General features: G+C 51.5%; 17 protein-coding genes and 1 riboswitch. Of the genes, 11 read left to right on the forward strand and 6 right to left on the reverse strand.

Annotation, left to right across the window (positions count from 1 at the left end; all coding sequences use genetic code 11):
• Position 1: 1 nt before the first annotated feature.
• Positions 2 to 343 carry a PTS fructose-like transporter subunit IIB gene (locus ACJHXA_RS20710; protein WP_000323849.1) on the forward strand — a complete coding sequence of 114 codons (342 nt, stop codon included), beginning with the start codon at positions 2 to 4 and terminating at the stop codon, positions 341 to 343.
• Here the strand turns inward: ACJHXA_RS20710 and ACJHXA_RS20715 are convergent.
• The 4 genes from ACJHXA_RS20715 to argE all read right to left on the reverse strand — a co-directional run bounded on the left by ACJHXA_RS20715 (position 330) and on the right by argE (position 7,400).
• Positions 330 to 1,181 carry an AraC family transcriptional regulator gene (locus ACJHXA_RS20715; RefSeq protein WP_000274608.1) on the reverse strand — a complete coding sequence of 284 codons (852 nt, stop codon included), beginning with the start codon at positions 1,179 to 1,181 and terminating at the stop codon, positions 330 to 332. The genes ACJHXA_RS20710 and ACJHXA_RS20715 overlap by 14 nt on opposite strands.
• A 148-nt stretch (positions 1,182 to 1,329) precedes the next feature.
• The gene (locus ACJHXA_RS20720) at positions 1,330 to 3,063 is read right to left on the reverse strand and encodes a phosphoethanolamine transferase CptA (protein WP_000556280.1); all 1,734 of its coding nucleotides are present in this window, start codon (positions 3,061 to 3,063) and stop codon (positions 1,330 to 1,332) included.
• Positions 3,064 to 3,245: 182 nt separating this feature from the next.
• On the reverse strand, positions 3,246 to 5,897 hold the full coding sequence (ppc, locus tag ACJHXA_RS20725) for a phosphoenolpyruvate carboxylase (RefSeq protein ID WP_001005579.1): 2,652 nt from the start codon (positions 5,895 to 5,897) through the stop codon (positions 3,246 to 3,248).
• Between the two features lie 351 nt (positions 5,898 to 6,248).
• On the reverse strand, positions 6,249 to 7,400 hold the full coding sequence (argE, locus tag ACJHXA_RS20730; protein WP_001298964.1) for an acetylornithine deacetylase: 1,152 nt from the start codon (positions 7,398 to 7,400) through the stop codon (positions 6,249 to 6,251).
• Positions 7,401 to 7,553: 153 nt separating this feature from the next.
• Between argE and argC the strand changes: the two genes are divergently transcribed.
• The 6 genes from argC (at position 7,554) to oxyR (ending at position 15,007) form a co-directional block, all read left to right on the forward strand.
• Positions 7,554 to 8,558, forward strand: coding sequence for an N-acetyl-gamma-glutamyl-phosphate reductase (argC, locus tag ACJHXA_RS20735; protein WP_000935370.1), 1,005 nt, complete (start codon positions 7,554 to 7,556; stop codon positions 8,556 to 8,558).
• A gap of 7 nt (positions 8,559 to 8,565) precedes the next feature.
• On the forward strand, positions 8,566 to 9,342 hold the full coding sequence (gene argB / locus ACJHXA_RS20740; protein ID WP_001302318.1) for an acetylglutamate kinase: 777 nt from the start codon (positions 8,566 to 8,568) through the stop codon (positions 9,340 to 9,342).
• Between the two features lie 60 nt (positions 9,343 to 9,402).
• Positions 9,403 to 10,776, forward strand: coding sequence for an argininosuccinate lyase (gene argH, locus ACJHXA_RS20745; protein WP_001230068.1), 1,374 nt, complete (start codon positions 9,403 to 9,405; stop codon positions 10,774 to 10,776).
• 497 nt (positions 10,777 to 11,273) lie between these two features.
• Positions 11,274 to 12,488, forward strand: coding sequence for a D-mannonate dehydratase ManD (manD, locus tag ACJHXA_RS20750; RefSeq protein ID WP_000690946.1), 1,215 nt, complete (start codon positions 11,274 to 11,276; stop codon positions 12,486 to 12,488).
• A gap of 66 nt (positions 12,489 to 12,554) precedes the next feature.
• Positions 12,555 to 13,838, forward strand: a complete 1,284-nt coding sequence (locus ACJHXA_RS20755; protein ID WP_000382183.1) for an MFS transporter — start codon at positions 12,555 to 12,557, stop codon at positions 13,836 to 13,838.
• A 251-nt stretch (positions 13,839 to 14,089) separates the two neighbouring features.
• Positions 14,090 to 15,007 (forward strand): DNA-binding transcriptional regulator OxyR, encoded by a 918-nt coding sequence (oxyR, locus tag ACJHXA_RS20760; protein WP_001025939.1) that lies wholly within the window; start codon positions 14,090 to 14,092, stop codon positions 15,005 to 15,007.
• On the opposite strand, the gene sthA is transcribed toward oxyR, so the two are convergent.
• Positions 14,990 to 16,390 carry a Si-specific NAD(P)(+) transhydrogenase gene (gene sthA, locus ACJHXA_RS20765; protein ID WP_001120810.1) on the reverse strand — a complete coding sequence of 467 codons (1,401 nt, stop codon included), beginning with the start codon at positions 16,388 to 16,390 and terminating at the stop codon, positions 14,990 to 14,992. The genes oxyR and sthA overlap by 18 nt on opposite strands.
• 330 nt (positions 16,391 to 16,720) lie before the next feature.
• Between sthA and fabR the strand changes: the two genes are divergently transcribed.
• Positions 16,721 to 17,371, forward strand: a complete 651-nt coding sequence (fabR, locus tag ACJHXA_RS20770; RefSeq protein WP_001309117.1) for an HTH-type transcriptional repressor FabR — start codon at positions 16,721 to 16,723, stop codon at positions 17,369 to 17,371.
• The gene (locus ACJHXA_RS20775) at positions 17,371 to 17,730 is read left to right on the forward strand and encodes a YijD family membrane protein (protein ID WP_000806411.1); all 360 of its coding nucleotides are present in this window, start codon (positions 17,371 to 17,373) and stop codon (positions 17,728 to 17,730) included. The genes fabR and ACJHXA_RS20775 overlap by 1 nt, the downstream gene beginning before the upstream one ends.
• 39 nt (positions 17,731 to 17,769) lie before the next feature.
• Here ACJHXA_RS20775 and trmA read toward each other — a convergent pair whose 3' ends face one another.
• Positions 17,770 to 18,870: a tRNA (uridine(54)-C5)-methyltransferase TrmA gene (trmA, locus tag ACJHXA_RS20780; protein WP_000187022.1), complete on the reverse strand. Its 1,101-nt coding sequence runs from the start codon at positions 18,868 to 18,870 to the stop codon at positions 17,770 to 17,772.
• A gap of 113 nt (positions 18,871 to 18,983) precedes the next feature.
• Positions 18,984 to 19,174: riboswitch (cobalamin riboswitch) on the forward strand.
• Between the two features lie 64 nt (positions 19,175 to 19,238).
• On the opposite strand from trmA, the gene btuB reads away from it, so the two are divergent.
• Complete coding sequence (gene btuB / locus ACJHXA_RS20785; RefSeq protein WP_000591355.1) at positions 19,239 to 21,083, forward strand: TonB-dependent vitamin B12 receptor BtuB; 1,845 nt, start codon at positions 19,239 to 19,241, stop codon at positions 21,081 to 21,083.
• Entirely contained in the window at positions 21,028 to 21,885 is an 858-nt protein-coding gene (gene murI / locus ACJHXA_RS20790; protein ID WP_283512355.1) for a glutamate racemase, read from the forward strand. The genes btuB and murI overlap by 56 nt, the downstream gene beginning before the upstream one ends.
• Positions 21,886 to 22,149 lie beyond the last annotated feature (264 nt).

Below are 22,149 nucleotides of genomic sequence, written 5' to 3' on the forward strand. Positions count from 1 at the left end.
AATGGCATACCTGGTGGCAGTAACCGCCTGCGTAAGCGGCGTGGCGCATACTTATATGGCGGCGGAACGGCTGGAAAAGTTGTGCCAGTTAGAGAAGTGGGGCGTCAGCATTGAAACTCAGGGCGCGCTGGGAACGGAGAATCGTTTAGCGGACGAGGATATCCGTCGGGCGGATGTTGCTCTGTTGATTACGGATATCGAGCTTGCCGGTGCCGAGCGATTTGAACATTGCCGCTATGTGCAATGCAGCATCTACGCATTCCTGCGTGAGCCGCAGCGGGTAATGAGCGCGGTGCGCAAAGTGCTTTCTGCGCCGCAGCAAACCCATCTTATTCTGGAGTAGTCGGTTTTTCTGTCAGTTGGCTGTGGTACTGCCGGCGATATTCCGACGGCGAGCGTTCGGTGTTTTTACGAAACAGACGGCAGAAGTAGTTGCTGTCGACAAAGCCGCAGGCGTGCGCCACTTCTTTTACCTTCAGGTCATAGCCTTTCAATAACGTCTTAGCGTGCTCCAGTCGCGTGTGATTCAGGTATTCGTTAAAACCAATGGCCCCCGTTTTTTGAAACAGGTGCGAGAGATAGTTTGGTGAAATATAGAATGCCTGTGCGACAGATTCGCGGGTAAGCGCGGAGGCATAGCGTTCGTCGATATAATCGCGAATAGCTTCAAATAGTGCCTGGCTGCGTGAGGCGGTCTGGATTTGGCTGCCGAGCAAATCGCGGCAGTGGCTAAGCAGGCTGGCTACGATAAGCCTTGCCGTTTGCTGCTCCTGCGGCTGCATTTGCATTTCATTGAGCGTTTGTAGCAGAAAAGAACCTATACGTGGGCCGCGTCGGGCGACGTGTTGCTTCGCCAGATTTTGATATTGTTTGCCATCCCATTGCACGACGCTGAAGCCGAGTTGCTGTTTGCCAAACAGCACGCTAAAGGTAGTAGCGGGGGCTTGCCATTGTGGAAAATTCCAGCCACCAGCGGGAACGTACAGCACATCGCCGGGAACTAACGTTGCTCCAGCGCCGGTATCAACAAACTCACCTTCCAGCACTATTTCCAGCCGTGGAAAATCGACCTGATACGCAAGATCGGGCGCCGGACCGTTACTGCTGGCAAAGTAAATCTGGCGCAGGGACAGCGGGCCGTTGATCAGGCGGGAGAGCAGATAGCTGACGTCGTGATACATGTTATTCCCTTAGGTATGTAGACGGGAAAACAGTAACTGGCATTATTAAAAAAGGCCACCTGAAAAGTGTGGCCTGAGGGGAGTTCGATGTAAACATTGCGGCAGTATCGCATCCGGCAAATAGCGCCAGACGCGATACAAAGGTCATTTACTGATTACCTACCTGGTCGCCATACGGCAGAGTGTCGTAATCGATCAGCGCGTTTTTCTTGTACGGGTTACCAATCCAGCGGGTAGTTTCTTTGAACTGCGGATTCACCACTGAACGGGTTGGATCGTAACCGTCGTAAGATAAGCCCGCCAAATCTGACCAGGTGTGGATCAGTTCCGCCAGGCTGTATTTACGATCGACATCCTGTGAGAAATCACGGGGATGAGTCGCTTGCCATTTTTCCGACGTCCACAGCAGGAACGGAATGGTGTACATGTGGCGCGTCGGGTTGTCTTCGTTACGCCCCTGAGTTTTGTGCGGCGGCGTGTCGTAAACCTCTTCACCGTGGTCAGAGAAGTAAACCAGGAATCCGTTCGGGTCTGCCGCTTTAAAGTCTTTAATCAGGCTGGCAACCACATGATCGTTATACAGGTTAGCGTTGTCATAATCGTTATATGATTCCAGCTCTTCTGCGCTTAATCCTGGCGGAACATGATCGGTATTGCCATCAAACTTGCCCTGATTTTCCGGGTAGCGGTATTTGTATTTGATATGCGTACCCAGCAGATGAACGATGATCAGTTTCTTCGGCGCAGGGTCATTCAGCACATCCTGGAACGGCTTCAGCACGTTGGTGTCGTATTCACGCGCACTCTGCGTACGTTGCTGGTTCATGTAGTACTGCTTGTCGGTCTGGCGCGAAAATACCGTCAGCATGGTATTGCGGGCGGTCATCGTCTGCTGGTTGGTGATCCAGAAGGTTTTATAACCCGCCTGTTTCATCATGTTCATCAGCGACGGCTGCGTCAGATACAGATCCGGGTTCTTTTCATTGGCAAAGGTCAGCGCCTGTTGCAGGATTTCAATGGTGTACGGACGAGACGTAACTACGTTATTAAACACGGTCAGATTCGGATCGGTTTTATGCAGCGCATCCAGCTCCGGCGTGGTTTCACGCGGATAACCGTACAGACTCATGCGTCCGCGCTGGGTCGACTCGCCAATCACCAGCACTAAAGTGCGCGGTTCGTTACCCGATTCATCTTTGAAATTAGCCAGTGGCGGCAAGGCATTATTTTCATTCAGTAACTTTGTTAGCGAGTTTAGTTGCTGACGATACTGATAATAGCCGGTCAGGAATTGCCACGGTGCGGCAGGCTCCATACGCGAGGCCAGGTTATCCAACGTTTTCTCAAACGGCTTGTTTTTGATAAACGTATTCATGGCGATCGGATGCAGAATCAAGCCATAAAGCAGGGCAAAAGAGACAATATAACGCCACGGCTTTGGAATATAGACCGGGCGCAGACGTGTCCACAGCAGAACTGCCATTGCCGTATAGGCCAGCGCGATAAGCACAATTTTCAGGCTGAAATACTGGCTTAAATACTCGCTGGCTTCGTTGGTGTTGGTTTCGAACATCACAAACAGAACGCTCTGCGAGAACTCCTGACCGTAGATGACGTAGTAGCACAGCGCCGCCAGAGAGGCCGCCCATAGCACCACGCCGATTACTGCGGCAATAATTTTAATCCGCTTCGGAAAGAGGAATACCGGGATCAACCACAGCGAACTGAATAACAGCGAGTCGCGAATGCCGTTAGTGCCACTATAACCACTGATGTAAATAATGGCCTGTAGCAGAGTAGAGAAAAACCAAAAGTAGAGCAGTGCCCAACCCAGGGCTTTCCAGCTAAAAAGGGGTTTAGCCTGGACTTCTGTGGAATGCATAGTAAGAACCTGTCTTGAAAAAAATATCGCCGAATGTAACGACAATTCCTTAAGGATATCTGAAGGTATATTCAGAATTTGAATAAAATGCAGACAGAAATATATTGAAAACGAGGGTGTTAGAACAGAAGTATTTCAGAAAACCCTCGCGCAAAAGCACGAGGGTTTGCAGAAGAGGAAGATTAGCCGGTATTACGCATACCTGCCGCAATCCCGGCAATAGTGACCATTAACGCTTGTTCGACGCGAGGATCCGGTTCCTGGCCTTCTTTTTCTGCCTGGCGGGAGCGGTGCAGTAACTCGGCCTGCAATACGTTCAGCGGGTCGGTGTAAATATTCCGTAGCTGAATAGACTCTGCAATCCACGGCAGATCGGCCATTAGATGGGAATCGTTGGCAATCGCCAGCACCACTTTGATGTCTTCTTCTTGCAGGTTGCGTAACTCTTTACCTAACGGCCACAGTGCTTTGTCTACCAGGCGTTGGTCATAGTATTCCGCCAGCCACAGGTCTGCTTTGGCGAAGACCATCTCCAGCATGCCGAGACGCGTCGAGAAGAATGGCCAATCGCGGCACATGGCTTCCAGCTCGCTCTGTTTGCCATCTTCGACCACTTTTTGCAGCGCCGTACCTGCACCCAGCCAGGCGGGGAGCATCAGGCGGTTTTGCGTCCAGGCAAAAATCCACGGTATGGCGCGCAGCGACTCGACGCCGCCGGTTGGGCGACGTTTCGCCGGACGTGAACCCAACGGCAGTTTGCCCAATTCTTGTTCCGGCGTAGCGGAGCGGAAGTAAGGCACAAAATCTTTGTTTTCACGTACGTAGCCACGGTAGAGATCGCAGGAGATGACTGACAGTTCATCCATAATGCGACGCCAGCTCTCTTTCGGCTCAGGTGGTGGCAGCAGGTTGGCTTCCAGAATCGCCCCGGTGTACAGCGACAGGCTGCTGACGGTGATTTCTGGCAGACCATATTTAAAGCGGATCATCTCGCCCTGTTCAGTCACGCGCAGGCCACCTTTCAGGCTTCCTGGCGGTTGTGACAGCAGCGCCGCATGAGCAGGTGCGCCGCCGCGACCAATGGAACCGCCGCGACCGTGGAACAACGTCAGCTCAATACCCGCTTTTTCGCAGGTTTTGATTAATGCATCCTGTGCCTGATATTGCGCCCAGGAAGCTGCCATCACTCCCGCATCTTTTGCTGAGTCGGAATAGCCAATCATCACCATCTGTTTGCCCTGAATCAGGCCACGATACCAGTCAATATTGAGCAGCTGGGTCATGACATCGTTGGCGTTGTTCAGATCATCGAGGGTTTCAAACAGCGGAGCAACCGGCATCGCAAACCCGATACCCGCTTCTTTCAGCAGCAGGTGGACAGCCAGTACGTCGGACGGCGTTTTCGCCATCGAGATCACGTAGGCGGCAATGGAGCCTTGCGGCGCTTCGGCAATCACCTGGCAGGTATCGAGCACTTCGCGCGTTTCGGCGCTTGGTTGCCAGTTGCGCGGCAGAAGCGGACGTTTGGAGTTCAGTTCGCGGATCAGGAACGCCTGTTTGTCGGCCTCTGACCAGCTTTCGTAGTCGCCGATACCGAGGTAGCGGGTCAGCTCGCCCAGCGCTTCGGTATGGCGGGTGCTCTCCTGACGGATATCAATACGGACCAGCGGTACGCCGAAACATTTCACGCGGCGCAGGGTGTCGAGCAGATCGCCGTTGGCGATAATACCCATGCCACACGCCTGAAGTGACTGGTAGCAAGCGTAGAGCGGTTCCCACAGTTCTTCGTTTTGTGTCAGCAGCCCTTCTGGTTTTGGCAGTTCTTCGCCTTTCAGGCGCGCTTCCAGCCATGCCTGTGTCGCCATCAGGCGAGAACGCAGGTTTTTCATCAGATAGCGATACGGTTCTGCGGCACCTTCTTCGCCAACCAGCGCCAGCAGTTCAGGGGTCGCTTCAACCATCGACAGTTCAGAAACCAGCACCTGAATATCTTTCAGGAACAGATCGGTGGCTTTCCAACGGCTGAGCAGCAGGACGTGGCGGGTGATATCGGCAGTGACGTTTGGGTTGCCGTCGCGGTCACCGCCCATCCACGAGGTAAAACGTACCGGAACAAATTCGACGGGCAGTTTGTAGCCGAGGTTCTCTTCCAGTTGTTCGTTCAGTTCGCGCAGGTAATTCGGTACGCCTTGCCACAGGCTGTTTTCTACTACGGCAAAGCCCCATTTGGCTTCATCTACCGGGCTTGGACGCAGCTTACGGATTTCATCGGTATGCCATGACTGGGCGATTAACTGGCGCAGGCGACGCATCAGCTGGTTGTGTTCGTAGTCAGCGATATCTTTGTTATCGAGCTGTTTTAAGCAGGCGTTCACTTCCACCATTTTGTGGATCAGTGTACGACGGGTAATTTCGGTAGGGTGAGCCGTGAGGACCAGTTCCAGCGACAGCGATTCCACTGCTTTTTTGATGGTGTCTTCGCTCAGTTCCGGCTGGTTTTTCAGTTTACGCAGGGTGCGGGCGATCACTTCCGGGTTGCTGGCAGCTTCGCCTTTCGGCGAAATGCTGTGGTATTGCTCGGCGGTGTTGGCCAGGTTCAGGAACTGACTAAACGCACGCGCAACGGGCAGCAGCTCGTCGTTCGACAAATTTTGTAAGGTGGTGAGTAACTCCTGGCGGTTAGCATCATTGCCAGCGCGTGAAGATTTGGACAACTTACGGATAGTTTCTACGCGTTCAAGAATGTGTTCTCCCAACGCATCCTTGATGGTTTCTCCCAGCACTTTGCCGAGCATACTGACATTACTACGCAATGCGGAATATTGTTCGTTCATATTACCCCAGACACCCCATCTTATCGTTTGATAGCCCTGTATCCTTCACGTCGCATTGGCGCGAATATGCTCGGGCTTTGCTTTTCGTCGTCTTTTATAAAGCCACGTAAAAGCGGTGACGTCAAATGCTGCGAAATCGCTTCAGCAAACGAATAAATAGCAGGAATTTACGTCATTAAATTCACGACGCTTTAAATAAGCGTAACTTATGGAAATGTTAAAAAATCGCCCCAAGTAACACCAAAGGTGTAGGTCGGATAAGATGCGCAAGTATCGCATCCGACATTATTGCGGCACTGGAGTTTGACAACAGTGCCGGATGCGGCGCGAGCGCCTTATCCGGCCTACGTTTTAATGCCAGCAAAAATGGTGAATTACCTGGGTTATCAGTTCGCGGGTGGGCTTGATAAACCGTGTTTCCAGATATTCATCAGGTTGATGAGCCTGATTAATTGAGCCAGGCCCCAACACCAGCGTCGGGCATAACGTTTGAATAAACGGCGCTTCGGTACAGTAGTTCACCACTTCGGTCTTTGCTCCGAGCAATTTCTCAACTACTTCAACCAGTTGATGATTCGGTGGGCATTCATAGCCAGGGATCGGCGGATGCAGCTCGTCGACCGTCAGACGACCCGGCCAGCGTTCGCTCACCGGAGCCAATGCATCGTTGAGCAAACCATTAAGTTCATTGAGTGTCATGCCAGGCAGCGGACGAATATCCATATGCAACTCACAGCAAGCGCAAATACGGTTAGAAGCGTCGCCACCGTGAATATGCCCGAGGTTGAGCGTAGGGTATGGCACGGTAAACGCTTCGTAGTGATAACGTTCTTTCAGGTTATCGCGCAATTGCAAAATATGCCCGATGGCGTCGTGCATTAGTTCGATAGCGTTAACTCCGCGTGCTGGATCGCTGGAGTGCCCCGACTGGCCCTGAATACGGATGGCGTTAGAGATATGACCTTTATGTGCGCGTACCGGTTGTAGTGACGTCGGTTCGCCAATGATGGCGCAATCCGGGCGCAGGGCGGTAGTTTCGGCAAAATAACGCGCTCCGGCCATACTGGTTTCTTCATCAGCAGTCGCCAGAATGTAGAGCGGTTTTTTCAGTTTCGTGACGTCGACATCGCGTAGCGCATCAAGGATAAACGCAAAAAAGCCTTTCATGTCGGCGGTGCCTAAGCCGTAAAGCTTGCCGTCATGCTCCGTCAGTGTAAACGGATCGCGCGTCCAGCGACCGTCATCAAATGGCACCGTATCGGTATGCCCCGCCAGCAACAAGCCGCCAGCCCCCTGTCCGATACTTGCCAGCATATTAAATTTGTTGCGAGTTCCTGGAACAGGCTGCACTTCCACATTGAAGCCCAAATCTTTAAACCAGTCCGCCAGCAGAGTGATTAAATCTGCATTGCTTTGATCGAGTGCCTCTTCCGTGGCGCTTATTGAAGGTGTGGCAATCAGAGCGCGGTAAATCTCGATAAATGGCGGTAATTTGTTTTTCATTGTTGACACACCTCTGGTCATGATAGTATCAATATTCATGCAGTATTTATGAATAAAAATACACTAACGTTGAGCGTAATAAAACCCACCAGCCGTAAGGTGAATGTTTTACGTTTAACCTGGCAACCAGACATAAGAAGGTGAATAGCCCCGATGTTGAATACGCTGATTGTGGGTGCCAGCGGCTACGCTGGCGCAGAGCTAGTGACCTATGTAAATCGCCATCCGCATATGAACATAACCGCTTTGACTGTTTCAGCGCAAAGCAATGATGCGGGAAAGTTAATCTCCGATTTGCATCCGCAGCTAAAAGGCATCGTTGATCTGCCGTTGCAGCCGATGTCGGATATCAGCGAGTTTAGCCCAGGGGTGGACGTAGTGTTTCTCGCCACCGCCCATGAAGTTAGCCACGATTTAGCGCCGCAGTTTCTTGAAGCGGGCTGCGTGGTGTTCGACCTTTCCGGCGCGTTTCGTGTTAACGACGCCACCTTCTATGAAAAATATTACGGCTTTACCCATCAATACCCGGAACTGTTGGAACAGGCAGCCTACGGTCTGGCGGAGTGGTGCGGTAATAAATTAAAAGAAGCGAATTTGATTGCGGTGCCGGGCTGTTATCCGACGGCGGCACAGCTGGCGCTGAAACCGTTGATTGATGCCGATCTTCTTGACCTCAATCAGTGGCCGGTGATCAACGCCACCAGCGGCGTGAGCGGTGCAGGGCGTAAAGCGGCCATTTCAAACAGCTTTTGTGAAGTTAGCCTGCAACCGTATGGCGTCTTTACTCATCGCCATCAACCAGAGATCGCCACACACCTCGGTGCTGACGTTATCTTCACCCCACATCTGGGCAATTTCCCGCGCGGCATTCTCGAAACCATTACCTGCCGCCTGAAATCGGGTGTGACCCAGGCGCAAGTCGCGCAAGTGTTACAGCAGGCGTATGCCCATAAACCGCTGGTGCGGCTGTATGACAAAGGCGTTCCGGCGCTGAAAAATGTCGTTGGGCTGCCATTTTGCGATATCGGGTTTGCCGTTCAGGGCGAGCATCTGATTATTGTGGCGACCGAAGACAACTTACTGAAAGGCGCGGCGGCACAAGCGGTACAGTGCGCCAATATTCGTTTCGGCTATGCGGAAACGCAGTCTCTTATTTAAGGGTGCAATGATGAATCCATTAATTATCAAACTGGGCGGCGTACTGCTGGATAGTGAAGAGGCGCTGGAACGTCTGTTTAGCGCACTGGTGAATTATCGTGAGTCACATCAGCGTCCGCTGGTGATTGTGCACGGCGGCGGTTGCGTGGTGGATGAGCTGATGAAAGGGCTGAATCTGCCGGTGAAAAAGAAAAACGGCCTGCGGGTGACGCCTGCTGATCAGATAGACATTATCACCGGAGCACTGGCGGGAACGGCAAATAAAACCCTGTTGGCATGGGCGAAGAAACATCAGATTGCGGCCGTAGGTTTGTTTCTCGGTGACGGCGACAGCGTCAAAGTGACCCAGCTTGATGAAGAGTTAGGTCATGTTGGACTGGCGCAGCCAGGTTCGCCTAAGCTTATCAACTCCTTGCTGGAGAACGGTTATCTGCCGGTGGTCAGCTCCATTGGCGTAACAGACGAAGGGCAACTGATGAACGTCAATGCCGACCAGGCGGCAACGGCGCTGGCGGCAACGCTGGGCGCGGATCTGATTTTGCTCTCCGACGTCAGCGGCATTCTCGACGGCAAAGGGCAACGCATTGCCGAAATGACCGCCGCGAAAGCAGAACAACTGATTGAGCAGGGCATTATTACTGACGGCATGATAGTGAAAGTGAACGCGGCGCTGGATGCGGCCCGCACGCTGGGCCGTCCGGTAGATATCGCCTCCTGGCGTCATGCGGAGCAGCTTCCGGCACTGTTTAACGGTATGCCGATGGGTACGCGGATTTTAGCTTAAGTTTTGTTGGCCGGAGGCGCAGCTTTCCGGCATTGAATTTCAAAATAAGGAAACAGAGTTATGGCACTTTGGGGCGGGCGTTTTACCCAGGCAGCAGATCAACGGTTCAAACAATTCAACGACTCACTGCGCTTTGATTACCGTCTGGCGGAGCAGGATATTGTTGGCTCTGTGGCCTGGTCCAAAGCCCTGGTAACGGTCGGCGTGTTAACCGCAGAAGAGCAGGCGCAACTGGAAGAGGCGCTGAACGTGTTGCTGGAAGATGTTCGCGCCAGGCCACAACAAATCCTTGAAAGCGACGCCGAAGATATCCATAGCTGGGTGGAAGGCAAACTGATCGACAAAGTGGGCCAGTTAGGCAAAAAGCTGCATACCGGGCGTAGCCGTAATGATCAGGTAGCGACAGACCTGAAACTGTGGTGCAAAGATACCGTTGGCGAGTTGCTGACGGCTAACCGGCAGCTGCAATCGGCGCTGGTGGAAACCGCACAAAACAATCAGGACGCGGTGATGCCAGGTTACACTCACCTGCAACGCGCCCAGCCGGTGACGTTCGCGCACTGGTGCCTGGCCTATGTTGAGATGCTGGCGCGTGATGAAAGCCGCTTGCAGGATGCGCTTAAGCGTCTGGATGTCAGCCCATTAGGCTGTGGCGCGCTGGCGGGAACGGCCTATGAAATCGACCGTGAACAGTTAGCAGGCTGGCTGGGCTTTGCTTCGGCGACCCGTAACAGTCTGGACAGCGTTTCTGACCGTGACCATGTGTTGGAACTGCTGTCGGCTGCCGCTATCGGCATGGTGCATCTGTCGCGTTTTGCTGAAGATCTGATTTTCTTTAACACCGGCGAAGCGGGGTTTGTGGAGCTTTCTGACCGCGTGACTTCCGGTTCATCATTAATGCCGCAGAAGAAAAACCCGGATGCGCTGGAGCTGATTCGCGGTAAATGCGGTCGGGTGCAGGGGGCGTTAACCGGCATGATGATGACGCTGAAAGGTTTGCCGCTGGCTTACAACAAAGATATGCAGGAAGACAAAGAAGGTCTGTTCGACGCGCTCGATACCTGGCTGGACTGCCTGCATATGGCGGCGCTGGTGCTGGACGGCATTCAGGTGAAACGTCCACGTTGCCAGGAAGCGGCTCAGCAGGGTTACGCCAACGCCACCGAACTGGCGGATTATCTGGTGGCGAAAGGCGTACCGTTCCGCGAGGCGCACCATATTGTTGGTGAAGCGGTGGTGGAAGCCATTCGTCAGGGCAAACCGCTGGAAGATCTGCCGCTCGACGAGTTGCAGAAATTCAGCCCGGTGATTGACGAAGATGTCTATCCGATTCTGTCGCTGCAATCGTGCCTCGACAAGCGTGCGGCAAAAGGCGGCGTCTCACCGCAGCAGGTGGCGCAGGCAATTGCTTTTGCGCAGGCGCGGTTAGAGTAATTTGTTTATATTGCTCCCCTGAAAATGGGGAGCTTACCACGCCTACAAAGTGCGACACTTCGTAGGCGGATAAGGCGTTTACGCCACATCAGGCAGAAATTTGTCAGCATTCTGGTGAGCTTAAATTTAACGCCCAACCAGAACCATTATTTGTCACATTCCTTTTTATCATTGTGTCTTCTTTACCTTCACACTCCCCATAAAAATCATATTTTCAATACATCAATCAATACATATTTTAATTAATTGAATATAATTCATTTCTATTGTTGTGCTTATTTTTAATGATTAATGGAGTTTGTTATGTGATTATTTAACGTGTTGTTTTAACGATGGTAGTTAATTATTCAGGTGGTTTTTGAGGGTATTTTTTCTCCTCGGCGGAAATTTTTATTTTTAATGTGATCACGGTTGAATAATCGCTCTTTCTCTCTTGTATGGTAGTAGGCGTAAAATTAAGTTTGAAGCGTCTATTTACAACACAGGAGATTGCAATAATGAAAATTATTGCTGCAGATGTTTTTGTTACTTGCCCAGGGCGTAATTTCGTTACGCTTCAAATAACCACTGAAAGCGGACTTTGTGGATTAGGAGATGCCACGTTAAATGGTCGCGAATTGTCGGTCGCTTCTTATCTGAAAGATCATCTTTGTCCACAACTAATTGGCCGCGATGCCAGCCGTATCGAAGATATCTGGCAATTCTTTTATAAAGGTGCTTACTGGCGACGTGGCCCCGTCACGATGTCAGCCATTTCTGCCATTGATATGGCGTTGTGGGATATCAAAGCTAAAGCGGCAAATATGCCATTGTATCAACTGCTTGGTGGTGCTTCTCGTGAAGGCGTGATGGTTTATTGCCACACCACCGGGCGGACGATTGATGAAGTCCTTGAAGACTATGCAAAGCACCAGCAGATGGGCTTTAAGGCGATTCGTGTGCAGTGCGGTGTACCGGGTATGCAAACTACTTATGGCCTGGCGAAGGGCAAAGGCCTGGCGTATGAACCGGCAACCAAAGGCCTGTGGCCAGAAGAGCAGTTGTGGTCTTCAGAAAAGTATCTCGATTTTACGCCGAAGTTATTTGAAGCGGTGCGTAATAAGTTCGGTTTTAACGAACATCTGTTGCATGACATGCACCATCGCCTGACCCCCATCGAAGCGGCGCGCTTTGGGAAGAGCATTGAGGATTACCGCCTGTTCTGGATGGAAGATCCGACGCCTGCAGAGAACCAGGAATGTTTTCGTCTGATTCGCCAGCATACCGTGACGCCGATTGCGGTCGGTGAAGTGTTTAACAGTATCTGGGACTGCAAGCAGTTAATCGAAGAGCAGCTGATTGACTATATTCGCACGACGATCACCCATGCAGGCGGCATTACCGGGATGCGGCGGATTGCCGATTTTGCATCGCTTTATCAGGTACGTACCGGTTCGCATGGCCCTTCAGATTTATCGCCTGTTTGTCATGCGGCGGCGCTGCATTTTGACCTATGGGTACCAAATTTTGGCGTTCAGGAGTACATGGGCTATTCCGAACAAATGCTTGAAGTTTTCCCGCACAGCTGGCGCTTCGAGGAAGGTTATATGCACCCAGGCGATGAACCGGGGCTGGGTATTTCTTTCGATGAGAAACTGGCGGCGAAATATCCGTATGACCCGGCGTATCTCCCCGTCGCACGACTGGAAGATGGCACATTGTGGAACTGGTAATAACGGTTCGCTTAATTATTTTCTGAATAGTCATCAAATCGATTAATTCCGCTCAAGGAGCTAAAAATGGACGTTGATGTGTCAACCAGTGTTGCGGGTAATAAACCGCAACGGATTCGTCGTATTCAGACAGTGACCCTGGTTTTATTATTTATGGCGGGGATCGTTAATTTTCTCGACCGTTCGTCATTGAGCGTGGCAGGTGAAGCGATTCGTGGCGAGTTAGGATTATCGGCGACAGAGTTTGGTGTTTTGCTTTCTGCATTTTCTCTGTCTTATGGTTTTTCACAACTACCTTCCGGTATTTTGCTAGACCGCTTTGGCCCACGAATTGTTTTAGGCGCAGGCTTAATATTCTGGTCATTAATGCAGGCATTAACAGGAATGGTTAATTCTTTTAGCCACTTTATTTTAATGCGTATCGGTCTGGGTATTGGCGAAGCGCCATTTATGCCTGCGGGAGTAAAGTCGATCACCGACTGGTATGCACAAAAAGAACGCGGCACGGCGCTGGGGATTTTTAACTCATCTACCGTTATCGGTCAGGCTATCGCGCCTCCTGCTCTTGTATTGATGCAGCTGGCATGGGGCTGGCGGACGATGTTCGTTATCATCGGCGTGGCAGGGATTCTGGTTGGGATCTGTTGGTACGCGTGGTATCGCAACCGGGCGCAGTTTGTCCTGACTGACGAAGAACGGACGTATCTCTCCGCGCCGGTTAAACCGCGTCCACAGCTGCAATTTAGCGAGTGGCTGGCGCTGTTTAAGCATCGGACAACCTGGGGGATGATTTTAGGTTTCTCTGGCGTCAATTATACCGGTTGGCTCTACATCGCGTGGTTACCCGGTTATTTGCAAGCCGAGCAAGGTTTCAGTCTGGCGAAAACCGGTTGGGTGGCGGCGATTCCTTTCCTCGCGGCGGCAGTCGGGATGTGGGTTAACGGTATTGTTGTCGATCGACTGGCGAAAAAAGGCTACGACCTGGCGAAGACGCGTAAAACGGCTATTGTCTGCGGTTTGATGATGTCGGCATTAGGCACGTTGCTGGTCGTGCAATCTTCCTCGCCAGCCCAGGCGGTAGCGTTTATCTCAATGGCGCTATTCTGCGTGCATTTCGCTGGAACGTCTGCATGGGGGCTGGTGCAGGTGATGGTGTCAGAAACAAAAGTGGCTTCCATCGCCGGGATTCAAAACTTTGGCAGTTTTGTTTTTGCTTCCTTTGCTCCGATCGTAACCGGTTGGGTAGTGGATACCACACACTCGTTTAATCTGGCGTTGGTTATCGCGGCCTGTGTGACGTTCACCGGGGCGCTGTGTTACTTCTTTATTGTCAAAGATCGCATTGAGTAATCGTTACTATCAGGCTCTCTTGCTGTGGGCCTGTAGAATAAAAAAAAGCGGATCCTGGAGATCCGCAAAAGTTCACGTTGGCTTTAGTTATTCGAGTTGAGAAACTCTCGAAACGGGCAGTGACTTCAAGGGTTAAAAGAGGTGCCGCTCCGTTTCTGTGAGCAATTATCAGTCAGAATGCTTGATAGGGATAATCGTTCATTGCTATTCTACCTATCGCCATGAACTATCGTGGCAATGGAGGATGGATAATGAATATTCGTGATCTTGAGTACCTGGTGGCATTGGCCGAACACCGCCATTTTCGGCGTGCGGCAGATTCCTGCCACGTTAGCCAGCCGACGCTTAGCGGGCAAATTCGTAAGCTGGAAGATGAGTTGGGCGTGATGTTGCTGGAGCGGACCAGCCGTAAAGTGTTGTTCACCCAGGCGGGAATGCTGCTGGTAGATCAGGCGCGTACCGTACTGCGTGAGGTGAAAGTCCTTAAAGAGATGGCAAGCCAGCAGGGCGAGACGATGTCCGGGCCGCTGCACATTGGTTTGATTCCCACAGTTGGACCGTACCTGCTACCGCATATTATCCCTATGCTGCACCAGACCTTTCCAAAGCTGGAAATGTATCTGCATGAAGCACAGACCCACCAGTTACTGGCGCAACTGGACAGCGGCAAACTCGATTGCGTGATCCTCGCGCTGGTGAAAGAGAGCGAAGCATTCATTGAAGTGCCGTTGTTTGATGAGCCAATGTTGCTGGCTATCTATGAAGATCACCCGTGGGCGAACCGCGAATGCGTACCGATGGCCGATCTGGCAGGGGAAAAACTGCTGATGCTGGAAGATGGTCACTGTTTGCGCGATCAGGCAATGGGTTTCTGTTTTGAAGCCGGGGCGGATGAAGATACACACTTCCGCGCGACCAGCCTGGAGACGCTGCGCAACATGGTGGCGGCAGGTAGCGGGATCACTTTACTGCCTGCGCTGGCTGTGCCGCCGGAGCGCAAACGCGATGGGGTTGTTTATCTGCCGTGCATTAAGCCGGAACCACGCCGCACTATTGGCCTGGTTTATCGTCCTGGCTCACCGCTGCGCAGCCGCTATGAGCAGCTGGCAGAGGCCATCCGCGCACGAATGGATGGCCATTTCGATAAAGTGTTAAAACAGGCGGTTTAAACCGTTTAACGCAGCTACCCGATAGGCTTCCGCCATGGTCGGGTAGTTAAAGGTGGTGTTGACGAAGTACTCAATAGTGTTGCCGCCACCTTTCTGTTCCATAATCGCCTGACCGATATGAATAATTTCGGCAGCGCGCTCGCCAAAGCAGTGAATACCCAGAATCTCTTTTGTTTCCCGATGGAACAAAATTTTCAGCGTGCCCACGTTCATGCCGACGATTTGTGCGCGTGCCAGATGTTTAAACTGGGCGCGGCCCACTTCATATGGCACTTTCATCGCGGTCAGCTGCTGTTCGGTTTTGCCCACAGAGCTGATTTCCGGGATGGTGTAAATGCCGGTAGGGATATCTTCAATCAGATGCGCGGTGGCTTCGCCTTTTACCAGCGCCTGCGCGGCAATGCGCCCCTGGTCATAGGCCGCTGATGCCAGGCTCGGATAACCAATCACGTCGCCCACCGCGTAAACGTGCGGCTGTGCGGTCTGATACATGCTGTTGACCTTCAGCTGTCCGCGACTGTCAGTTTCCAGCCCAATGTTCTGTAACGCCAGCGAATCGGTATTACCGGTACGACCGTTGGCATAGAGCAGGCAGTCAGCTTTCAGTTTTTTACCCGACTTCAGATGCATGATCACACCGTCGTCACAGCCTTCGATCTTCTCGTACTCTTCGTTGTGACGAATCACTACGCCACTGTTCCAGAAGTGATAGGAGAGAGAATCTGACATCTCTTGATCGAGAAATGCCAGCAGGCGATCGCGGGTGTTGATCAGATCCACTTTTACATCCATACCGCGGAAGATCGACGCATATTCACAGCCGATCACTCCAGCACCATAGATAAGTACATGGCGCGGTTCGTGGTGCATGCTAAGAATTGAGTCGCTGTCGTAAATGCGTGGATGGGTGAAATCAACATCTGTTGGATGATATGGACGAGAGCCGCAGGCAATAACAAATTTTTCAGCGGTTAGTGTTTCAACGCTGCCGTCCGGGCAATCCAGCGCCAACGTATGCTCGTCAACAAAGCGAGCGTTTCCCTGCAATATTTCACAGTGATTACGTTCGTAAAATCCCTGACGCATGCGCGTTTGTTGATTAATCACGTTATCGGCATGGTTAAGGATATCGGCAAAAGAAGAGCGGAGCAGTCGGGAATGGTCGCTGTAAAGTGGGTTTTGATTGAATTCTATAATGCGGCTGACGGCGTGACGGAGAGCTTTCGACGGGATGGTGCCCCAGTGGGTGCAACCGCCGCCAACATTTTGATAACGCTCGATAACTGCGACGCGCGCACCTTGCTTAACCAGGCCCATTGCAGCGCCTTCGCCGCCGGGGCCGGAACCTATTACTATGGCATCGTAATCGTAGGAATGTGGCATGGTAGGGCTTACCTGTTCTTATACATAAAAGCAACAGAATGGTAACATTTTATCGCGGGTAAGCCAATTGATCCCCGTCATTTATCTGGCTATATCCTGAGCGGCCTTTGCTTTGTCTGTTTCTTACTTTTGCCCTGACGTTTTATTGGATTTTTATCGACGATACTCTCCGTTTAAGCGGCAGGTTTCCGCTGTACGTAAAAGAACCGGCCAAAGAATTGCAGTAAATATGTTTTATTGCGTTACCGTTCATTCACAATACTGGAGCAATCCAGTATGTTCATTCTCTGGTATAGTGCCAGCAGTACTTTTGGCAAGGATTCAGACATCGTGATGGGCGTAAGAGCGCAACAAAAAGAAAAAACCCGCCGTTCGCTGGTGGAAGCCGCATTTAGCCAATTAAGTGCTGAACGCAGCTTCGCCAGCCTGAGTTTGCGTGAAGTGGCGCGTGAAGCGGGCATTGCTCCCACCTCTTTTTATCGGCATTTCCGCGACGTAGACGAACTGGGTCTGACCATGGTTGATGAGAGCGGTTTAATGCTACGCCAACTCATGCGCCAGGCGCGTCAGCGTATCGCCAAAGGCGGGAGTGTGATCCGCACCTCGGTCTCCACATTTATGGAGTTCATCGGTAATAATCCTAACGCCTTCCGGTTATTATTGCGGGAACGCTCCGGCACCTCCGCTGCGTTTCGTGCCGCCGTTGCGCGTGAAATTCAGCACTTCATTGCGGAACTTGCGGACTATCTGGAACTCGAAAACCATATGCCGCGTGCGTTTACTGAAGCGCAAGCCGAAGCAATGGTGACAATTGTCTTCAGTGCGGGTGCCGAGGCGTTGGACGTCGGCGTCGAACAACGTCGGCAATTAGAAGAGCGACTGGTACTGCAACTGCGAATGATTTCGAAAGGGGCTTATTACTGGTATCGCCGTGAACAAGAGAAAACCGCAATTATTCCGGGAAATGTGAAGGACGAGTAATGAAACAAGCAAATCAAGATAGAGGTACGCTGCTGCTGGCGTTGGTTGCTGGCTTATCGATTAATGGTACTTTCGCAGCGCTGTTTAGCTCCATTGTGCCATTTTCTGTATTCCCGATTATTTCCCTGGTGCTGACGGTTTACTGCCTGCATCAACGTTATCTTAATCGCACCATGCCGGTAGGCTTGCCGGGTCTGGCAGCTGCCTGTTTTATTCTCGGCGTACTGCTGTACAGCACGGTAGTTCGTGCGGAATATCCGGATATCGGCTCTAACTTCTTCCCGGCAGTACTCTCCGTCATTATGGTGTTCTGGATTGGCGCGAAGATGCGTAACCGTAAGCAGGAAGTTGCTGAGTAATCGGTATTATGCCGGATGCTGGCGCATCCGGCATGGGTTTTACTTCGCGGTCAGTAATACGCCGCACTCCATATGGTGCGTGTAGGGGAACTGATCAAACAGAGCCAGACGTTCGACCTTGTGCGTCTGGCTTAATGTTTCCAGATTCTTGCATAACGTTTCCGGATTGCAGGAGATATACAGAATACGTGGATACGCCTGCACCATTTTCTCGGTTTCACTGTCCAGACCGCTGCGCGGTGGGTCGACAAAAATGGTTTCGCACTGATAACTCTTCAAGTCTATCCCTTGCAGGCGATTAAACTCGCGTACACCATTCATCGCCTGAGTAAATTCTTCTGCCGCCATACGAATAATTTGTACGTTATCAATATGGTTAGCTGCGATGTTGTATTGCGCAGCAGCAACCGACGGCTTAGCGATTTCGGTGGCTAATACCCGATCAAAATTGCGCGCCAGTGCTAATGAAAAGTTACCGTTGCCGCAGTACAGCTCCAGTAAATCGCCTTTTGAGCCTTTGGTTACGTCCAGCGCCCATTCCAGCATCTGAATATTCATCGCCGCGTTCGGCTGGGTAAAACTGTTTTCTACCTGACGGTAGATCATCTCTTTCCCTGCGACCGGCAGACGTTCATCGATGTAATCTTGATCCAGCTCGATTTTGGTTTTCGTTGCCCGACCAATCAGATGCACATTCAGATTCTGCGCGCGCAGTGCATCGCGCAGGGCTTCCGCTTCCTGACGCCACTCATCATCCAGCTTTTTATGGTACAACAGGGAAACCACCGCCTGATTACTCAGCGTGGTGAGGTAATCAATCTGGAACAACTTGTGGCGCAGAACGGGATTATTACGCACACCCGCAATCATCGCCGTCATCAACTGGTTGATGAGTTCACTGGCAGCGGGGAAGCTATCCACGCGGATGCGGCTTTTGGTTTGTTGATCGAAAATGATGTGATACAGGTCATCGCCATCGTGCCAGATGCGGAACTCCGCACGCATCCGGTAATGACTGACCGGCGAGCGAAACACTTCCGGAACCAGGTCAGAAAACGGTGCCATCATACTTTGCAAACGTACCACTTTTTCGGCTAACTGCGCTTCATACTGTTCTGTTGGAAGGTGTTCGGGGGTCATGATGTATCCTGAAAAATTAAAGTACGCGGCGATTGTAGGGATTGCTCATCAGATGTCCAGATCTTGATGAATTCCTATTTGTGAGCTACGTCTGGACAGTAACTTGTTACAACCTGTAGCATCCACTTGCCGGTCCTGTGAGTTAATAGGGAATCCAGTGCGAATCTGGAGCTGACGCGCAGCGGTAAGGAAAGGTGCGATGATTGCGTTATGCGGACACTGCCATCCGGTGGGAAGTCATCATCTCTTAGTATCTTAGATACCCCTCCAAGCCCGAAGACCTGCCGGCCAACGTCGCATCTGGTTCTCATCATCGCGTAATATTGATGAAACCTGCGGCATCCTTCTTCTATTGTGGATGCTTTACAATGATTAAAAAAGCTTCGCTGCTGACGGCGTGTTCTGTCACAGCCTTTTCCGCTTGGGCACAGGATACCAGCCCGGATACTCTCGTCGTTACTGCTAACCGTTTTGAACAGCCGCGCAGCACTGTGCTTGCACCAACCACCGTTGTGACCCGTCAGGATATCGACCGCTGGCAGTCGACCTCGGTCAATGATGTGCTGCGCCGTCTTCCGGGCGTCGATATCACCCAAAACGGCGGTTCAGGTCAGCTCTCATCTATTTTTATTCGCGGTACAAATGCCAGTCATGTGTTGGTGTTAATTGATGGCGTACGCCTGAATCTGGCGGGGGTGAGTGGTTCTGCCGACCTTAGCCAGTTCCCTATTGCGCTTGTCCAGCGTGTTGAATATATCCGTGGGCCGCGCTCCGCTGTTTATGGTTCCGATGCAATAGGCGGGGTGGTGAATATCATCACGACGCGCGATGAACCCGGAACGGAAATTTCAGCAGGGTGGGGAAGCAATAGTTATCAGAACTATGATGTCTCTACGCAGCAACAACTGGGGGATAAGACACGGGTAACGCTGTTGGGCGATTATGCCCATACTCATGGTTATGATGTTGTTGCCTATGGTAATACCGGAACGCAAGCGCAGACAGATAACGATGGTTTTTTAAGTAAAACGCTTTATGGCGCGCTGGAGCATAACTTTACTGATGCCTGGAGCGGCTTTGTGCGCGGCTATGGCTATGATAACCGTACCAATTATGACGCGTATTATTCTCCCGGTTCACCGTTGCTCGATACCCGTAAACTCTATAGCCAAAGTTGGGACGCCGGGCTGCGCTATAACGGCGAACTGATTAAATCACAACTCATTACCAGCTATAGCCATAGCAAAGATTACAACTACGATCCCCATTTTGGTCGTTATGATTCGTCGGCGACGCTCGATGAGATGAAGCAATACACCGTCCAGTGGGCAAACAATGTCATCGTTGGTCACGGTAGTATTGGTGCGGGTGTCGACTGGCAGAAACAGACTACGACGCCGGGTACAGGTTATGTTGAGAATGGATATGATCAACGTAATACCGGCATCTATCTGACCGGGCTGCAACAAGTCGGCGATTTTACCTTTGAAGGCGCAGCACGCAGTGACGATAACTCACAGTTTGGTCGTCATGGAACCTGGCAAACCAGCGCCGGTTGGGAATTCATCGAAGGTTATCGCTTCATTGCTTCCTACGGGACATCTTATAAGGCACCAAATCTGGGGCAACTGTATGGCTTCTACGGAAATCCGAATCTGGACCCGGAGAAAAGCAAACAGTGGGAAGGCGCGTTTGAAGGCTTAACCGCTGGGGTGAACTGGCGTATTTCCGGATATCGTAACGATGTCAGTGACTTGATCGATTATGATGATCACACCCTGAAATATTACAACGAAGGGAAAGCGCGGATTAAGGGCGTCGAGGCGACCGCCAATTTTGATACCGGACCACTGACGCATACTGTGAGTTATGATTATGTCGATGCGCGCAATGCGATTACCGACACGCCGTTGTTACGCCGTGCTAAACAGCAGGTGAAATACCAGCTCGACTGGCAGTTGTATGACTTCGACTGGGGTATTACTTATCAGTATTTAGGCACTCGCTATGATAAGGATTACTCATCTTATCCTTATCAAACCGTTAAAATGGGCGGTGTGAGCTTGTGGGATCTTGCGGTTGCGTATCCGGTCACCTCTCACCTGACAGTTCGTGGTAAAATAGCCAACCTGTTCGACAAAGATTATGAGACAGTCTATGGCTACCAAACTGCAGGACGGGAATACACCTTGTCTGGCAGCTACACCTTCTGAACCACGTCCCACCGTGCTGGTGTTTGACTCCGGCGTCGGTGGGTTGTCGGTCTATGACGAGATCCGGCATCTCTTACCGGATCTCCATTACATTTATGCTTTCGATAACGTCGCTTTTCCGTATGGCGAAAAAAGCGAAGAGTTTATTGTTGAGCGAGTGGTGGCAATTGTCACCGCAGTGCAAGAACGTTATCCCCTTGCGCTGGCTGTGGTCGCTTGCAACACCGCCAGTACCGTTTCACTTCCTGCATTACGCGAAAAGTTCGACTTCCCGGTTGTTGGTGTCGTGCCGGCGATTAAACCTGCTGCACGTCTGACGGCAAATGGCATTGTCGGATTACTGGCAACCCGCGGAACTGTTAAACGTTCTTATACTCATGAGCTGATCGCGCGTTTCGCTAATGAATGCCAGATAGAAATGCTGGGCTCGGCAGAGATGGTTGAGTTGGCTGAAGCGAAGCTGCATGGCGAAGATGTTTCTCTGGATGCACTAAAACGTATCCTACGCCCGTGGTTAAGAATGAAAGAGCCGCCAGATACCGTTGTATTGGGTTGCACCCATTTCCCTCTACTACAAGAAGAACTCTTACAGGTGCTGCCAGAGGGAACCCGGCTGGTGGATTCTGGCGCAGCGATTGCTCGCAGAACGGCCTGGCTGTTAGAACATGAAGCTCCGGATGCAAAATCTGCCGATGCGAATATTGCCTTTTGTATGGCAATGACGCCAGAAGCTGAACAATTATTGCCCGTTTTACAGCGTTACGGCTTCGAAACGCTCGAAAAAGTGGCAGTTTTAGGCTGATTTGGTTGAATGTTGCGCGGTCAGAAAATTATTTTAAATTTCCTCTTGTCAGGCCGGAATAACTCCCTATAATGCGCCACCACTGACACGGAACAACGGCAAACACGCCGCCGGGTCAGCGGGGTTCTCCTGAGAACTCCGACAGAGAAAGCAAAAATAAATGCTTGACTCTGTAGCGGGAAAGCGTATTATGCACACCCCGCGCCGCTGAGAAAAAGCGAAGCGGCACTGCTCTTTAACAATTTATCAGACAATCTGTGTGGG

The organism is Escherichia sp. WS33, assembly GCF_046486385.1.
Lineage (GTDB): Bacteria > Pseudomonadota > Gammaproteobacteria > Enterobacterales > Enterobacteriaceae > ECMA0423.

Coding starts and splice junctions, on each gene's coding strand:
- trmA (WP_000187022.1), bottom strand. CDS start 18,870: ATGACCCCCGAACACCTTCCAACAGAACAGTATGAAGCGCAGTTAGCC.
- ACJHXA_RS20755 (WP_000382183.1), top strand. CDS start 12,555: ATGGACGTTGATGTGTCAACCAGTGTTGCGGGTAATAAACCGCAACGG.
- ACJHXA_RS20710 (WP_000323849.1), top strand. CDS start 2: ATGGCATACCTGGTGGCAGTAACCGCCTGCGTAAGCGGCGTGGCGCAT.
- argE (WP_001298964.1), bottom strand. CDS start 7,400: ATGAAAAACAAATTACCGCCATTTATCGAGATTTACCGCGCTCTGATT.
- ppc (WP_001005579.1), bottom strand. CDS start 5,897: ATGAACGAACAATATTCCGCATTGCGTAGTAATGTCAGTATGCTCGGC.
- oxyR (WP_001025939.1), top strand. CDS start 14,090: ATGAATATTCGTGATCTTGAGTACCTGGTGGCATTGGCCGAACACCGC.
- ACJHXA_RS20715 (WP_000274608.1), bottom strand. CDS start 1,181: ATGTATCACGACGTCAGCTATCTGCTCTCCCGCCTGATCAACGGCCCG.
- btuB (WP_000591355.1), top strand. CDS start 19,239: ATGATTAAAAAAGCTTCGCTGCTGACGGCGTGTTCTGTCACAGCCTTT.
- ACJHXA_RS20775 (WP_000806411.1), top strand. CDS start 17,371: ATGAAACAAGCAAATCAAGATAGAGGTACGCTGCTGCTGGCGTTGGTT.
- argC (WP_000935370.1), top strand. CDS start 7,554: ATGTTGAATACGCTGATTGTGGGTGCCAGCGGCTACGCTGGCGCAGAG.
- ACJHXA_RS20720 (WP_000556280.1), bottom strand. CDS start 3,063: ATGCATTCCACAGAAGTCCAGGCTAAACCCCTTTTTAGCTGGAAAGCC.
- manD (WP_000690946.1), top strand. CDS start 11,274: ATGAAAATTATTGCTGCAGATGTTTTTGTTACTTGCCCAGGGCGTAAT.
- argB (WP_001302318.1), top strand. CDS start 8,566: ATGATGAATCCATTAATTATCAAACTGGGCGGCGTACTGCTGGATAGT.
- sthA (WP_001120810.1), bottom strand. CDS start 16,390: ATGCCACATTCCTACGATTACGATGCCATAGTAATAGGTTCCGGCCCC.
- argH (WP_001230068.1), top strand. CDS start 9,403: ATGGCACTTTGGGGCGGGCGTTTTACCCAGGCAGCAGATCAACGGTTC.
- murI (WP_283512355.1), top strand. CDS start 21,028: ATGGCTACCAAACTGCAGGACGGGAATACACCTTGTCTGGCAGCTACA.